At 55.9% G+C, this 14,280-nt stretch carries 10 protein-coding genes and 1 pseudogene; 3 read left to right on the forward strand and 8 right to left on the reverse strand.

Features of this window, described 5'->3' with window-relative positions; all coding sequences use genetic code 11:
- Positions 1-132 precede the first annotated feature (132 nt).
- From L1249_RS02990 to L1249_RS03005, 4 genes are all read right to left on the reverse strand, one after another.
- Complete coding sequence (locus L1249_RS02990) at positions 133-1,278, reverse strand: TAXI family TRAP transporter solute-binding subunit (protein ID WP_172416212.1); 1,146 nt, start codon at positions 1,276-1,278, stop codon at positions 133-135.
- A 19-nt stretch (positions 1,279-1,297) separates the two neighbouring features.
- Positions 1,298-3,304, reverse strand: a complete 2,007-nt coding sequence (locus tag L1249_RS02995) for a TRAP transporter permease (RefSeq protein ID WP_172416211.1) — start codon at positions 3,302-3,304, stop codon at positions 1,298-1,300.
- Positions 3,305-3,353: 49 nt separating this feature from the next.
- Positions 3,354-4,514: a TAXI family TRAP transporter solute-binding subunit gene (locus L1249_RS03000; protein ID WP_172416210.1), complete on the reverse strand. Its 1,161-nt coding sequence runs from the start codon at positions 4,512-4,514 to the stop codon at positions 3,354-3,356.
- 235 nt (positions 4,515-4,749) lie between these two features.
- Positions 4,750-6,453, reverse strand: a complete 1,704-nt coding sequence (locus L1249_RS03005) for a SulP family inorganic anion transporter (protein WP_137093184.1) — start codon at positions 6,451-6,453, stop codon at positions 4,750-4,752.
- 413 nt (positions 6,454-6,866) lie between these two features.
- Here L1249_RS03005 and L1249_RS03015 point away from each other — a divergent pair.
- Positions 6,867-7,869: pseudogene (locus L1249_RS03015) on the forward strand (methyl-accepting chemotaxis protein); the annotation flags it as partial.
- Here the strand turns inward: L1249_RS03015 and rarD are convergent.
- A complete protein-coding gene (gene rarD / locus L1249_RS03020; RefSeq protein ID WP_137093182.1) occupies positions 7,843-8,748 on the reverse strand; it encodes an EamA family transporter RarD in 906 nt (301 codons plus the stop codon). The pseudogene L1249_RS03015 and the gene rarD overlap by 27 nt on opposite strands.
- Positions 8,749-8,820: 72 nt before the next feature.
- Here rarD and L1249_RS03025 point away from each other — a divergent pair, with 72 nt between their 5' ends.
- Together L1249_RS03025 and L1249_RS03030 are read left to right on the forward strand one after the other, a co-directional pair.
- On the forward strand, positions 8,821-9,636 hold the full coding sequence (locus tag L1249_RS03025) for an amidohydrolase (RefSeq protein ID WP_044629157.1): 816 nt from the start codon (positions 8,821-8,823) through the stop codon (positions 9,634-9,636).
- Positions 9,636-10,340, forward strand: coding sequence for a pseudouridine synthase (locus L1249_RS03030; protein ID WP_058577908.1), 705 nt, complete (start codon positions 9,636-9,638; stop codon positions 10,338-10,340). The genes L1249_RS03025 and L1249_RS03030 overlap by 1 nt, the downstream gene beginning before the upstream one ends.
- 153 nt (positions 10,341-10,493) lie before the next feature.
- Here the strand turns inward: L1249_RS03030 and L1249_RS03035 are convergent, their stop codons facing one another.
- From L1249_RS03035 to L1249_RS03045, 3 genes are read right to left on the reverse strand one after another with little or no spacing between them, the layout of a single operon-like run.
- A complete protein-coding gene (locus tag L1249_RS03035; protein ID WP_228168457.1) occupies positions 10,494-12,086 on the reverse strand; it encodes an ABC transporter ATP-binding protein in 1,593 nt (530 codons plus the stop codon).
- Complete coding sequence (locus tag L1249_RS03040; protein WP_044629154.1) at positions 12,079-13,167, reverse strand: ABC transporter permease; 1,089 nt, start codon at positions 13,165-13,167, stop codon at positions 12,079-12,081. The genes L1249_RS03035 and L1249_RS03040 overlap by 8 nt, the downstream gene beginning before the upstream one ends.
- 1 nt (position 13,168) lies before the next feature.
- The gene (locus L1249_RS03045) at positions 13,169-14,242 is read right to left on the reverse strand and encodes a microcin C ABC transporter permease YejB (protein WP_228168456.1); all 1,074 of its coding nucleotides are present in this window, start codon (positions 14,240-14,242) and stop codon (positions 13,169-13,171) included.
- Positions 14,243-14,280 lie beyond the last annotated feature (38 nt).

Genomic DNA, 14,280 nt, shown 5'->3' on the forward strand with positions numbered 1-14,280 from the left:
TGATCATGGCGAAAGACGCCGTTGGAGTCAATAATGCAAAACAGCGTTCTGCATTGCGGAACGTAGTTGGCTAAACAAAAGGCCGCGCAGAGGCGGCCTTAGGTAATGATTTCCGTCGTGATTGAAGCAACATCAAAAAACGGGGTTTAACCCAGCTTCTTGTAAGGCGGCGTGCCGAGTTTCCATCCAGCCGTCGATAAACGCCGCTTCGTCTTCGGGCGCATCGGCTTGATAGGCTTCCCAGGTGTCCATTAGCAGCTGTTGCCGCTCCACCAATGCGTTCTGGTGGGCGTCCATTTCATCGGTCCATACGCCGCTTTCTTGGTAGTACGCCACCACAGCATCGTGGAACGGCACCACCCAGGTCATGTTTTGATTCTCAAGGGCATAGCCGCTAGCCCCTGGGGCGTTATCTTTATAGTCGTCAAAAGACTCCACCAGCGTGGTGATCAAGCCGGTGACCGTTTCAGGGGCTAAATCGGCGTTGCTCACCATGATCGGATAGGGGTAGCTGGCGCTGGCAAGCGGCTGGTCAGCGTTAATACCTGCGCCTGAAGTGACGTCGTGGGGTTGGAAGTAGGGGGCCACCTCCAGCATCTGTGCCCAACCTGCGGCGTCTTCAGTGGGTAGTTCCGGCCACTGCAATCCACGAGGGCTCGCCGCTAACCGCTGCGCCGCCGGTGTCACGGTGGTGGTAATAGCGGCATCGGCACGGCCGCTGATAATACCGTCGAAGGCGGCGTTGTAGCCGGGGAAGTCGACGCGTTCAACGTCATCCCAGGTCAAACCTGCGAATGCTAGGTAGGCTTCAGCAGCTTTGTTCAGCGCGTCGTCGCCGCGCAGGTAGGCCAATCGCTTGCCTTTAAGGTCGTGGATTGACTCAATGTCCACGTCTCCCGCGACCGCCATGCCTAACCCAAAACTGGCCATCGAGGTTGAAATGACGCGAATAGGCTGTGGGCCCCAGTCGGGGCGGGCAAACATCATCACCCCTTCGGAGCCGTAGTAGCTCGCGATTCCGCAGGCGCACAGATCCACGCGGCCCGTTTTCAGCGGCGTCATACGCATGGTGTCGTTTTCGCCAGGAATGACTCTGGACTGCGTGCCATGCTCCTCTTGTAGCAGTTGGCTAATCGCCATGATTTGCGCATTGCCGCTGGTGCCAGTGCCGTAAGCGGTCCAGTTAAGCGTGCTGGGCATGGCGCTAGCGTTGCTCGTGATGATTAGCCCAGCAGCCAAGCTACTGAATACGAGGGAGAGTGTTGTTTTTGTGCTCATAAGATTCCTCGAAGTTAGATTAAGCGTTGGCAGTAAGCGAACGCCGATGGTGGCGCTGGCTTAAACGCGCCATTAAAACGCCGGGTACCAGTGCTAACGCGGCGAGGCCGATTAATTCCCATTGGCTTAACGGCACCAGACCGCCGCCAGGTAGCGCTAGCAGCAGACCGGCGATCAACACGAGGGCACGAATGACGATCTCCTGCAGCGCGCCGTAGCCCAATCGCCCAACACCCATCAGGTAGCCTTGCATGGCAGAGGCAAACAGAATGATGCCGATGACTGCCTGGATAAACACGGCAATGATCATCAATGGCTCGCCCTGCATAATCAGCGCGGGGTTCAGCACGAATAGGAAGGGGATAAAGTAAATCACGCTGCCTAAGCGCATGGCCTGCAGGCCAGTTTCCATCGGGCGGGCACCGGCCACGGTGGCGGCGGCAAAGGCACCCAGTGCCACGGGTGGCGTGATAAAGCTGAGCATGCCCCAGTAGAGGATGAACATATGCACCGCCATGGGGTCCAGACCGCCGCCTTGAATCAGCGCAGGGGCGAGCGCCACCGCCAGGAAGATATAGGCTGCTGTGACGGTCATGCCAATGCCCAACACAAAGCTGGTGACCGCGCCCATAATTAGCAGCAATGGCACGCTGCCGCCGGCGATATTGATAAAGTCGTTGGCAATGGTGCCCGACAGGCCGGTCATGGAGAGTGCGCCTACTAACATACCAACGCCCGCCAGAATGGCGATAAGTTCGGCAAATAGCTTGGCCGCTGACGAGAGCGTTTCGGTGACATCCTTCCAACCCCAGCGGTTCTGCTTAGAGAGTTGGTTGAGCACTAACAGCAGGGCGGTCGCATAGAACGGGGCAACCGCTTCGCGCTGCATGATCAGCAGCATCCATACCAGCAGGCCGAAGACGAAGATAAAGTACCAGCCCTCTTTCAGCGTTTGCTTAATCGACGGCAGCTCTATGGCGGGCAGGCCTTTGATGTCATTGCGCGCGGCATAGGCATCAATTTGAATGAACAGGCCAAGGAAATAGAGAATCGAGGGAATTACCGCTGCCAGCGCCACCGCTGAGTAGGGAATATCCAGGAACATGGCCATCACGAAGGCGGTGGCACCCATCACTGGGGGCATCAATACGCCACCGGTTGAGGCGCAGGCTTCCACACCGCCCGCAAACGAGCGACTCATGCCAATGCGGCGCATGGCCGGAATCGAGAGTACCCCGGTGGTCAGCACGTTACTGATCACGCTGCCGCTCATGGAACCCATCAGGCCGCTGGAAAAAATCGACACCTTAGCCGGGCCGCCGCGTACATGGCCTAAAAGCGCAAAGGCTAAATTAATGAAGAATTTGCCGCCGCCGCTTTTTTGCAGCACCACGCCAAACACCAGAAAGCCAATCACCAGGCCTGCAAACGCCTGTAGCGGAACCCCCATGATGCTTTCGGTGCTCATGGTGTGGTACATCGCCGTTTCAGGCAGGCTAGAGGGGAATGCCTGGATGGGGCCAGGAACGATATCGGCTACTAAGGGGTAGAGAGAGAACACCCCGGCAATGATGGCAATCGGCAAACCGCCGGCTCGGCGGGCTGCTTCGATAATCAATAACCAGTAGGCATAGCTGAAATAAATGGCGATATCTGGAGCTGCAAACGCCCAGCCGCGCTCCAGAATGGGAACAGCGTTATACACAAAGTAGCCACCCACGATCAGCGTGACAGCGCTAAGCAGGTAGTCATACCAGGGAATGGATTGCTCCTGCTGGCTGCTGCGCATGGGCCATAGCAGAAACACGAGCGGCAGAAGCAGTGCCACCACTGCGTAGTAAAACTGAGTTTCCAGCCCGGTCACGAAGGTGAGCCAGCCCCAGTTAAACAGGTAATCCAGCGTCATCATCATCAGTAATACGGTGACGGTGGCAGGCACCCAACGAAGCGCCAGTGGCAGCTCGCGGATTTGGCTGATCTTTTCTTTAACCTGCGGCGTGCTGGCAGGTGCGGTATCGGTGGTCATAGGGCGTTCCATCAATCAGCAGGGGCGGCGAGCGCCGCCCCGTGGCGAGTTACTCGAAGATCGGCTCGAACCCAGCATCGGTGAGCGCCGTGGCGCGGGCGGCCATCCACTCAGTGGTAAACGTATCAGCATCGCTGGGTGCGTCTTGCATAAACTGCTCCCAGGCCTGCATTAATACATTTTGACGCTCAACGAGTTGGTCTTGGTGGGCCTGCATCTCATCGGTCCATACGTCGATCTCTTTGTAGTACTCCACTACTGCGTCATGGAAGGGCACCACCCACTGTAAATCCTGGTACTCCAGTGCGTAGCCCATCGCACCCGGCGCGTTATCTTTATAGTCGTCGTAGTTTTCCTGCATCGCTTTGATTAAACCGTAAGCGACATTGTCATCCAGGTCCTGGTTGGCGACCACAATGGGGTAGGGGTAGCTGGCGCTGGGTAGCGGGTTTTCGGCGCTAATACCGCCTGCACCGGCGGTGACTTCATGGGGGCGGAAGTAGGGTGCCACCGCCGCCATGCGTTCCCAGCCAGCTTCATCATTAGGATCAAGCACTGGCCAGCTAACCCCCCGAGGGCTACTCGCAAGCTGCTGAGCGGGCGGTGTAACGGTGGTAGTGAACGAGGCGTCCACATCGCCGGCAATAATACCGTCGAAAGAGCGGGCATAGCCGGGGTAGTCAACGCGTTCAACGTCATCCCAGGTTAGGCCGCCGAAGGCAAGGTACGCCTCGGTGCCTTTGTTTAGAGCATCATCACCGCGGATATAAGCAATGCGTTTGCCTGCTAAATCGGCGGGGGTTTCAACGTCCAAGTCACCCGCCACGGCCAGTGACAGGCCAAACGATGCGGTAGAGGTGGTAATGACGCGAAGTGGCTGCGGGCCCCAGTCGCGGTCGGCAAACATCATGACCCCTTCAGCGCCGTAGTAGCTGGCGATACCGCAAGCGCACAGGTCAACGCGACCCTGTTTAAGGGGCGTCATACGGGAAACATCGTTATCACCAGGCAGAATGCGCACAGAAGAGTCGTACTTATTCTGCAGCATATTGCCAATCGCAACGGCTTGGGCGTAACCGCTAGAGTTGGTGCCGTAGGCGGTCCAGGCCATGGTGCCAGGGAGTTCTACCTCGCTGGCATGGCTGATTGATGCACTCAATAAAGAAAGGGGAAGTGCGGCGATGAGTAGGCGGTGAGCAAACGGACGCATTGAGATGCTCCTTTATTGTGGTTGCTTCTATTGTGATTGTTACTTTTGGGCTCGTTACGTTCAGTTACTTTATGTTTTGCTATGCGGTATTTGGTTTTGCTAAGTGGTCGAGTGATAGTAGGTAAGGCCAGAGAGGCTGTCAACGCTGTTCTGGTGGGCAGCCAAAAATAGTCCTTAGGCTCACAAAAAAAGCCAGGCGGTTGCCTGGCTTTTCAGTGGTTTATGCGTTCCTAAGCTAAGAGAATTGCCGCCATGCCGCGTAGGTGCTTAAAAATACCCGCCCGGTTAACGCATCCAGGAAGTCGCTTTTTTTCAACTGGTCCATCACCGGGCCTTTCACCTCTGATAAGTGCAGTTTGACGTCGGAATCCTTTAAGCGAGCATTGATGGCATCCAGGCTCTCTAGGGCAGACGCATCAATGAGGTTGACCGCAGAGCAAATCAGCACGACATGCTCAAGCTCTGGGCGGCTGGCCACTAAGTTGTAGATGGTGTCTTCGAGATAACGGGCATTGGCGAAGTAGAGGCTCTCATCGATGCGCAGTAGGGCTGCGTTGCTTACCGTCTCCACATCGTGCCGCTCTACATTACGAAAGTGCTCGGTATCCGGCACTCGGCCCACTAATGCGCTGTGAGGGCGGCTGGTGCGGTATAAAAAGAGCGCAATGGAGAGCGTCACCCCGCCAATAATACCCGCTTCAATGCCTTCCACCAGCGTTAATAGAATCGTGACCGCCATGGCGGCAAAGTCGCTGCGCGAATAGCGCCAGGTTTGGCGCAGCATGGGGATATCCACCAGCGTTAAAATAGACACTGTGATGGTGGCCGCTAGAGTGGCAATGGGCAGATAGTAGAGCCAGCCGGTAAATGCCATGGTCACAAGTGCAATGCCGAGCGCGGCAAAGGCCCCAGCAGCAGGCGTTTGTGCGCCCGCATCGTAGTTGATGACGGTGCGAGATAAGCCGCCGGTGACAGGCATGCCACTGGTAAACCCTGCCGCTAAGTTGGCGGCCCCTAAGCCAATCAGCTCCTGGTTGGGGGAGATACGCTGGCGCCGTTTTGCTGCCAGCATTTGCCCCATAGAAACCGACTCGACAAACCCCACTAGGCTAATCAACATGGCGGGTATTAATAGTGCTCGCCATAACGACGCATCCCCCCAGGGAAAGCTAAGTGCGGGCAGACCGCTGGGAATAGTGCCGACCACGGCTACCCCATGCTCGTAAGCCAACTGCCAGTGCCACGCCGCCAACGTAGTGACCACCACGGCAAAAACGGGCCCGGCTTTGGCCATTAAATCAGCGAGTGTTGCGGGAAGGCCTACCTTTATCAAGCTTTGTTTTCCATAGCGGCGCATTAACACCAGAAACAGCAGCGTTCCACCGCCAATGGCAACTGTATAAGGGTTAAACGTAGGCAGGTTAGGCAGTAGCGTCATCAGGCGCTCTACCAGAGTGAAACCGCTGCTTGAAACGCCCAACAGGCTGCCTAACTGGCTAACGGCAATCAAAATTCCCGAAGCGGTCAAAAAGCCCGAAATAACCGGGTGGCTTAAAAAATTGCTGAAAAAGCCCATCTTTAGCGCGCCCATGGCCACCAAAATGGTACCTGAGAGCAGCGAGAGCACCAGCGCAGCCTGCAGGTACTCGGGGGTACCAGGCGCGGCCACCGAGGATAGCGCGGCCCCAGTCATCAGCGCGATGATGGCGACTGGCCCTACCGCCAGAGTGCGGCTGGTGCCAAGAAAGGTATACAGCAGTTGCGGCAGAATACTCGCATAGAGGCCTACCACGGCTGGCAATCCCGCAAGCAGGGCATAAGCTAGCGATTGAGGTATGACCATAACGGTCACAATCAAGCCCGCTAGAAGGTCGGCTCCAAGCAAACGCTTATGGTAGTGGGGCAGCCAGGTAAAAATAGGCAAATAGCGCTTAAACATAAGCTCCTATGGCTTAGACCGAGTGTGCATAAGGGCAGCATTGAAAATAAAGGCAATAGTTTAGCGCGTTATAACGATAATTACGGCATTTGCCGTTTCCTTGCCAGCAATACAGATCGCTCTTCCCCCAAAGTGCTACTTCTTTCATTAGCATAACCCGTTAAGATTACTGAGAAAGAGGGGTCTCCTACATCCCAGCGTTTTCCAACTCAACAACGTCAACTAAAAAAGAGTGCCTCACATGCGACTACTTCGTTGGCTGGTGCCATTGCTACTACTGATAGCCTCTATCGGGCTGGTGTCTCAACCAGGTGCTTGGAAATACCTCGCTGTGTTGTGCGCTTCATTGGGTGGTATGGGGGTGATGGCTGTCGGGTTATATAGTGTTTATAGCGCTGATCAGCACCGATTGATTTGCTGTGGTCGCAGGAGAAGTGCGTAACCTCGCTTTGAAAACCTCCACTGCGACGCAAAGTGTCGATGCACTGGTCAAAGACATGCACCAAAGTGGGCAAAGCGTGGTGGCTACTATGGGAGACTTAATGACCCGCGTTCGCGAGCGCTCTCAGGGCATGCAGCGGGTGGGCAGCAGCCTAGCTACAATTACCGAAGAGTTTGATCAAGTTCAGCAGGAGATAACCAGCGTTGCTGACGCTATGAACAGCAAGCACCAAAGAGCACAGCCAAACCGTTGCCGACAGCCTGCGCCAATTGGAAGATGATGTCGATGAAGGCAATCGTAATATGCATGAACTGGCGCTACAGGCGCGCGCACTGATGGATGCCGCAGAGGGTTTAGATGGCGAGCTAGCTCAGCAGCGCTTAATGGGTCGGCACCAAACGGTTTTCCTTGCCGCCCGCCAAACCGCTGACCGCATCGGTAAACTGTTTGAGAAAGCCATTGCCCGAGGGGAGCTATCAGAAAGAGCGCTGTTCCAACCAGATTATCCGGCTATTAACGGCACTCGGCCCCCGCTTTACCATACCGGGTTCGATTCTTTCACGGATCAGCAGTTGCCCAGCCTTCAGGAGCCGTTACTCAACGAATATGGCTTGAGCTACGCCATTGCTTGTGACCGTAACGGCTACGTGCCTACCCACAATGCTGCTGTAAGCCGCGCGCCAACCGGCGATTATGACCACGATCTAAAGTACTGCCGCAGTAAGCGTATTTTTGATGATCCTACCGGTAGCCGTTGCGGTGCACACGAGAAACCGCTGCTACTGCAAACCTACAAGCGTGATACTGGCGAGATCATGCACGACCTCTCAGTGCCGATTTATATTAATGGCAAGCACTGGGGCGGTTTCCGTGTTGGCTACCCGCCGGAAAAAAACACCGCAACCAGTGTGGCTCATAAAGAGCAGCCAGCGTTACCGACTGCTTCGTCAAACTACCGCTTGACGCGGGCGTGATTGCCATGAGGACCAGGAGTAGAGCGCAAGACCGGTCCAGATCATCAAGAACGTAGCGAGTTGGGTCATGCCCAGGGGCTCACCGAAAATCGTCAAGGCAATTAGGAACTGAATGCTGGGGTTGATATACATTAAGAACCCCAGCGTGGCCAAGCGTAAGCGACGCGCCGCGCCTGCAAAGGCCATCAACGGCAGGGCAGTTAAGACTCCGCTCACGACTAACAGCACGGACATGGGCGCATCGTGGAGGAAATGTGACTCGCCCTGCCAGCTCATCCAGGTAAGCGCCATTAGCGCCAGCGGGAATAGCAGCAGCGTTTCCACGAAGAGGCCTGACAGTCCATCCAGTGGCACTTGCTTACGAAACAGCCCATAGCTGCCGAAGCTAAGGGCAAGCAGCAAGCTAAGCCACGGTAATTCACCCAGCATGATAAATTGAATCGCAATGGCAAGGCTGGCGAGGCCCAGCGCCACAAGCTGTAGCTTCGCCATGACTTCCCGAAGTACTAGCATGCCCAGTGCTACATTCACCAACGGGGTGAGAAAGTAGCCTAAACTGGCTTGCAGCACCTGTTTGCTCTCCACCGCATAGATATAGATGCCCCAGTTAAAGGCGATCAGCAGCGCGCAGGCTAACACTCGGCCCAAGCGCTTAGGGTGCACCAATGCAGCCACGACCGGTGACCAGCGGCCCAGCACGCTAATCAGCCCCACCAGGAATAGGCACGACCACAAAATGCGGTGAATCAAGATCTCAAAGGCCGGAATCCCGTCAAAGAGGGCAAAAAACAGCGGGAAACAACCCCACATGATGTAGGCGGTTAAGCCAAACATGACGCCTTTGACCGCTTCAGGGTCCCTAGGAGCGGATGGAAGCATAGCAGCCTCATTAAGTAAAAATGCTAATCTAGCACACAATTGATAAAGACACCGATGCAAAGGAGACGCGGCATGAGTCAATTAAAAACTAGCCTGGTGCAGTGCGACTTACGCTGGGAAGATCCTCAAGCCAACCACACGCATTTAGAGGCACTGCTGGGTGATTTAGACAGTCGCGACACTGACCTGATTGTACTGCCAGAGATGTTTGCCACCGGTTTCACGATGAATTCCCGGGAAATGGCGCAGCCCATGAAAGAGAGCCAAAGCGTTGCCTGGCTGCAAACCCAGGCGAAGGCAAGGGGCTGCGTGGTGACCGGCAGCGTCGCCATTGTTGACGACGGCCAGTACTACAACCGTATGGTGTGGGCAACGCCAACGGGAGAAGTGAGCTACTACGACAAACGCCACCTGTTTCGCATGGCCGGGGAGCATGAACGCTATGGCATGGGCAAGCAGCGCCACATCGTAGAACTCAACGGTTTTAAGCTGCAGCTTAGTGTGTGTTACGACCTGCGTTTCCCAGTGTGGATGCGCCAGCAGCCAGCAGAGGGCGAGCATTTCGAGTATGATGCCATCCTGTGCGTGGCTAATTGGCCCGCTCCTCGGCGGCATCCGTGGCGTACCTTGCTACAGGCGCGCGCGGTGGAAAACCTCGCCTACGTGGTGGGTGTTAACCGCGTGGGTGAAGATGCCAAGGGGCTGGCCTATAGTGGCGACTCCATGCTGGTCGATTTTAAAGGCGAACCTCTGATCGACCATCCTGCCCATACTCCGTTTATTGAAACGGGGACGCTAGATAAAACGGACCTAGATGCCTTTCGTGAAAAATTTCCTGCCTGGCAAGATGCCGACCGCTTTTCGTTGCTGCCAGGAGTGGGGCAATAATGCGCCTTGATCGTTTTTTAAGTGAGACCACACCGCTAACCCGCAGCCTAGCAAAACGTGCGCTTAAAAACGGTGAAGTGACGCTCAATGGCGAACCGATCAAGCAGGCGGCCACCCAGGTAGATACTGAAAATGACGAAGTGAAGCTCAACGGCGAACGGCTCGCCCTAGTGGGGCTTCGCTACGTGATGATGCATAAACCGGTGGATGTGGAGTGTACCGCTCGCCGGGGTCTCTACCCGCGGGTAATCGACATTATCGACTTACCTAAAGTGGAGCGGCTGCAGCCAGTAGGGCGGCTAGATGTGGATACCACGGGCCTACTGTTACTGACCGATGATGGCCAATGGTCGCACCGAGTTACCTCGCCACGCCACCGCTGTGCCAAAGTCTATATAGCGGAGTTGGCTGAGCCGATGGAAGGCGAGGCCGCCCAGCAGGCGATAGGACAGGTGGCTGAGGGTATCTTACTGGAAGGTGAGGAAACGCCTACCCAGCCCGCCATGCTGCGTTTTATCACCCCGCAACAAGCGGAACTCACCATTACCGAAGGGCGCTACCATCAGGTGAAGCGCATGTTTGCCGCTTTAGGCAACCACGTTAACGCGCTACATCGCCGCTCGATTGGTGATGTATTGCTGCCCGATGACCTTGCTCCTGGCGAATGGCGGGAGCTTACCCCGGAAGAGATCGCCAGCTTTTAAGCGACCTTTTTCCGTTGAGATACCGCAATGGACTAGATGTCCATTGCGGTATCTTGTTTGTGTAAAAATACTATATTTTATACCGTTATCTTGTTTCGACTAAAGGCAGCAGAACATCCGAAAAATTGCTTAAATAAAAAGTTAAGCAGGCACTTAGTGCAAGTGCGCAGCTTCGATGAGTGCTTTGGTATAGGCGTGTTGAGGGGCAGCAAGTACGTCCAAGCAGTTGCCTTGTTCGACCACTTCGCCATCTTTTAGCACCATGACCCGATGGGCCATCGCCCGTACCACGGCAAGGTCGTGGCTGATAAACAGATAGCTAAGCTGGCGGCGGGCTTGCAGTTCGCGCAGCAGCACAACCAGCTGCTTTTGCACGGTGCGGTCAAGGGCGGACGTGGGCTCATCTAGCACCAGCAGTTCCGGCTCTAAAATAATCGCTCGGGCTACGGCAATGCGTTGGCGCTGTCCGCCGGAAAACTCGTGAGGGTAGCGGGCCGCACAGCTTTCCGGTAAGCCGACTTCCCACAAGGTGCGGTGTACCCGTTCGGCCACTTCCGCATCGGTAAGCTTTGGATAGTGAAAGCGCAAGCCTTCACTGACAATATCGAATACCGGCATCCGCGGTGAAAGGGCACCGTAGGGGTCCTGAAACACCATCTGCAGACGATGGCGCTGGCGGCGCAGCGCGTCACCCGAGAGCTGGCTGAGCGGTGTATCGCCAAGCTGCACCTCGCCCTGGCTGGCGACCAAACGCATAATCGCCGAGGCGAGTGTCGTTTTACCGGACCCCGACTCTCCAACAATGCCCAGGGTTTCACCGGGGGCAATAGTCAGGTTGGTGGCCTTTAACGCCTCAAAGGCGGGAGGCTGGCGCTGAAACAGCCCCGTTTTAGGCCGCTTAAAGCTTACCCGCAGTTGCTGTGTTGTCAGCAGAGGCGTTGTGTTTGCGGGTTCTGCAGGGCGGCCTTCGGGTTCGGCGGCAATCAGTGCTTTGGTGTAATCGCTTTGTGGGTTGCTAAACACCTCGGTAACGCTGCCGGTTTCCTGCACCTTGCCCTGATACATCACGCAGACGCGGTCGGCGTGGCGGCGTACCAGGTTTAAGTCATGACTAATCAGCAGTACGCCCATGCCGTGCTGGTCGCGCAGTTCTTTAAGCAGCGCGAGAATCTCCTGCTGCACGGTGACATCGAGTGCGGTGGTGGGTTCATCGGCAATCAGTAGCGCAGGGTTGTTGGCAATCGCCATGGCAATCATCACCCGCTGGCGCTGCCCGCCGGAGAGTTGGTGGGGCCAGGCATCCAGTAGCTCTTCAGGACGGGGTAGTTTGACTTGTTCAAGCAGTGTTTTTGCCCGGCGGCGGGCTGCTTGGCCGCTCAAGCCTTGGTGTAGCCGCAGCGTTTCGCTAATCTGTTTGCCAATGCGGTGCAGCGGGTTAAGCGAGGTCATCGGCTCCTGAAAAATGAACCCAACACGATTGCCACGAATGCCGTTCCAGTCGCGCTTGTTTAGCCGCGTCAGGTCGGTCTCTTCCAGCCAGCGCTGACCGCGCACTTCCGCATTGCTTGGCAGTAGGTCGATGGCCCCTAGTGCGGAAACCGACTTACCCGAGCCGGACTCCCCGACAATGGCCAGTGTTTCGCCAGCGTTAACCGTTAGCGAAAGAGCGTCCACGACCACATTGCCATCAAAAGATACCGTTAACTCTTTAAGACGCAGTAACGGTTTGGTAGTGGGTTCAGACATGGGGCGTTTCCTGAGCAGAATTTTCCTGGACAGAGATAGGGCGCTGTTTAACATGGCGTGGGTCGAAGGCGTCGCGTAGGCCTTCGCCAATAAATACCAGCAGGGAAAGCATGATCGCCAGGGTCATAAACGCAGTGATCCCTAACCAAGGGGCGTGCAGGTTATTTTTGCCCTGAGCGGCTAGCTCGCCCAGCGATGGAGCGCCCGGTGGCAACCCAAAGCCGAGGAAGTCCAGTGCGGTTAACGTGCCGATGGCACCAGTGAACAGAAAGGGAATAAACGTCAGCGTGGCGACCATGGCATTAGGCAGTACGTGCCGCCACATAATCAGCCGTGAAGGAAGCCCCATGGCTTTGGCGGCGCGAACGTACTCTAGGTTGCGGGCCCGCAAAAACTCGGCACGAACAATATCCACAAGCCCCAGCCAGGAGAAAAGCAGCATGATACCCAGCAGCCACCAGAAGCCAGGCTGTACAAAACTGGCCAAAATAATCAATAAAAACAGTACCGGCAGCCCCGACCAAATTTCAGTAACTCGCTGGCCAATGAGATCCACCTTGCCGCCGAAGTAGCCCTGTACCCCGCCAGCAAAAACGCCAATCACCAATGACCCAGCGGTGAGCACTAGCGCAAATGCTACGGATAGCCTGAACCCATAAATCACCCGCGCCAGTACGTCGCGGCCCTGGTCGTCGGTGCCCAGCCAGTGGCGGCTATCCGGCGGCGCAGGCGAGGGTTGCGTCATCTGCATATCCAGGGTTTGATAGGAGAACGGAATGATCGGCCAGAGCGCCCAGCCGTGGTCGCTGATCTGCTGCTGGATAAACGGGTCCAGGTAATCGGCACGGGTAGGGAGGAAACCTCCGAACTCGGTTTCTGGATAATCCACCAGCAGCGGCACGTACCACTGGCCGTCATACTGCATCACAATAGGTTTGTCGTTGGCGACCAGCTCGGCAAACAGGCTAATGATAAACAGGATGCCAAAGAGCCACAGCGAGATACGTGCACGGCGGTTAGCTTTAAACGCTGCCAGTCGGCGCAAGGTAATAGGCGAGAGGCGTGAGGTAAGAACGTGCATATTAAGACTCCCTCGACGCGAAATCGATACGCGGATCAACCCACACATAGGTTAAGTCCGAGATCAGTTTGAGCAGCAGCCCGATGACGGTATAGAGAAACAGCGTACCGAAGATTACCGGATAGTCACGCTGCATGACCGCTTCAAAGCCCAGCAGGCCCAGCCCATCCAGGGAGAAAATCACCTCGATCAGCAGCGCGCCGGTAAAGAAAATACCGATCATTGCCGAGGGCAGGCCCGCGATAATAATTAGCATGGCATTGCGAAAGACGTGCCCATACAGCACGCGCTGCTCATCGGCGCCTTTGGCTCGGGCAGTGAGTACATACTGCTTATGGATTTCATCCAGAAAGCTATTTTTGGTTAGCATGGTGAGGGTGGCGAAGCTGCCAATGGCCGCCGAGATAACCGGCAGGGTGATGTGCCAGAAGTAGTCTTTCACTTTGCCCCAAGCGGATAGCTCGTCAAAATCCGGCGAGGTCAGCCCGCGTAGCGGGAACCAGTCCAGGTAGGTGCCGCCAGCAAACAGTACTATTAGTAGAATGGCGAACAGAAAACCAGGAATCGCATACCCGACAATGACCAGCCCCGATGTCCATACGTCGAAGCGTGAACCGTGGCGCAGGGCTTTACGAATGCCTAACGGAATGGAAATCACATAGACCAGCAGGGTGGTCCATAAACCGAGGGAGATCGACACCGGCAGCCGCTCGATCATCAGGTCAATCACCGGCCTGTCTCTAAAAAAGCTGGTGCCAAAATCCAAGGTGAGATAGTCCGCCATCATGCCGATGAAGCGTTCATGGGCAGGCTTATCAAAGCCAAACTGCTGCTCCAACTGTTCGATAAAGCGCGGGTCGATACCGCGCGCCCCGCGGGAGTCATCGTTGATCTGTACATCGGCACCGCCCATATCCAGCCGTGTGCTGGCCATGGCGTTAGCGCCTTCAAAACGCGCCAGCATTTGGTCAATCGGCCCGCCGGGGGCGGCTTGCACAATCATGAAGTTAAGCAGCATGATCCCGAACAGAGTCGGGATCATTAGTAGCAGTCGGCGTAGGGTATAACGTGCCACAGTGCACTCCACGAAATGATGTAAACAGGCTATTGTTG

The sequence above is a fragment of the Halomonas sp. Cn5-12 genome, from assembly GCF_021532545.1.
GTDB lineage: Bacteria > Pseudomonadota > Gammaproteobacteria > Pseudomonadales > Halomonadaceae > Vreelandella > Vreelandella aquamarina.

Excerpts from the sequence above, each read along its gene's own strand:
- rarD (WP_137093182.1), bottom strand. The coding sequence starts at position 8,748 with ATGCTTCCATCCGCTCCTAGGGACCCTGAAGCGGTCAAAGGCGTCATG.
- L1249_RS03035 (WP_228168457.1), bottom strand. The coding sequence starts at position 12,086 with ATGTCTGAACCCACTACCAAACCGTTACTGCGTCTTAAAGAGTTAACG.
- L1249_RS03000 (WP_172416210.1), bottom strand. The coding sequence starts at position 4,514 with ATGCGTCCGTTTGCTCACCGCCTACTCATCGCCGCACTTCCCCTTTCT.
- L1249_RS03005 (WP_137093184.1), bottom strand. The coding sequence starts at position 6,453 with ATGTTTAAGCGCTATTTGCCTATTTTTACCTGGCTGCCCCACTACCAT.
- L1249_RS03040 (WP_044629154.1), bottom strand. The coding sequence starts at position 13,167 with ATGCACGTTCTTACCTCACGCCTCTCGCCTATTACCTTGCGCCGACTG.
- L1249_RS03030 (WP_058577908.1), top strand. The coding sequence starts at position 9,636 with ATGCGCCTTGATCGTTTTTTAAGTGAGACCACACCGCTAACCCGCAGC.
- L1249_RS02995 (WP_172416211.1), bottom strand. The coding sequence starts at position 3,304 with ATGACCACCGATACCGCACCTGCCAGCACGCCGCAGGTTAAAGAAAAG.
- L1249_RS03025 (WP_044629157.1), top strand. The coding sequence starts at position 8,821 with ATGAGTCAATTAAAAACTAGCCTGGTGCAGTGCGACTTACGCTGGGAA.
- L1249_RS02990 (WP_172416212.1), bottom strand. The coding sequence starts at position 1,278 with ATGAGCACAAAAACAACACTCTCCCTCGTATTCAGTAGCTTGGCTGCT.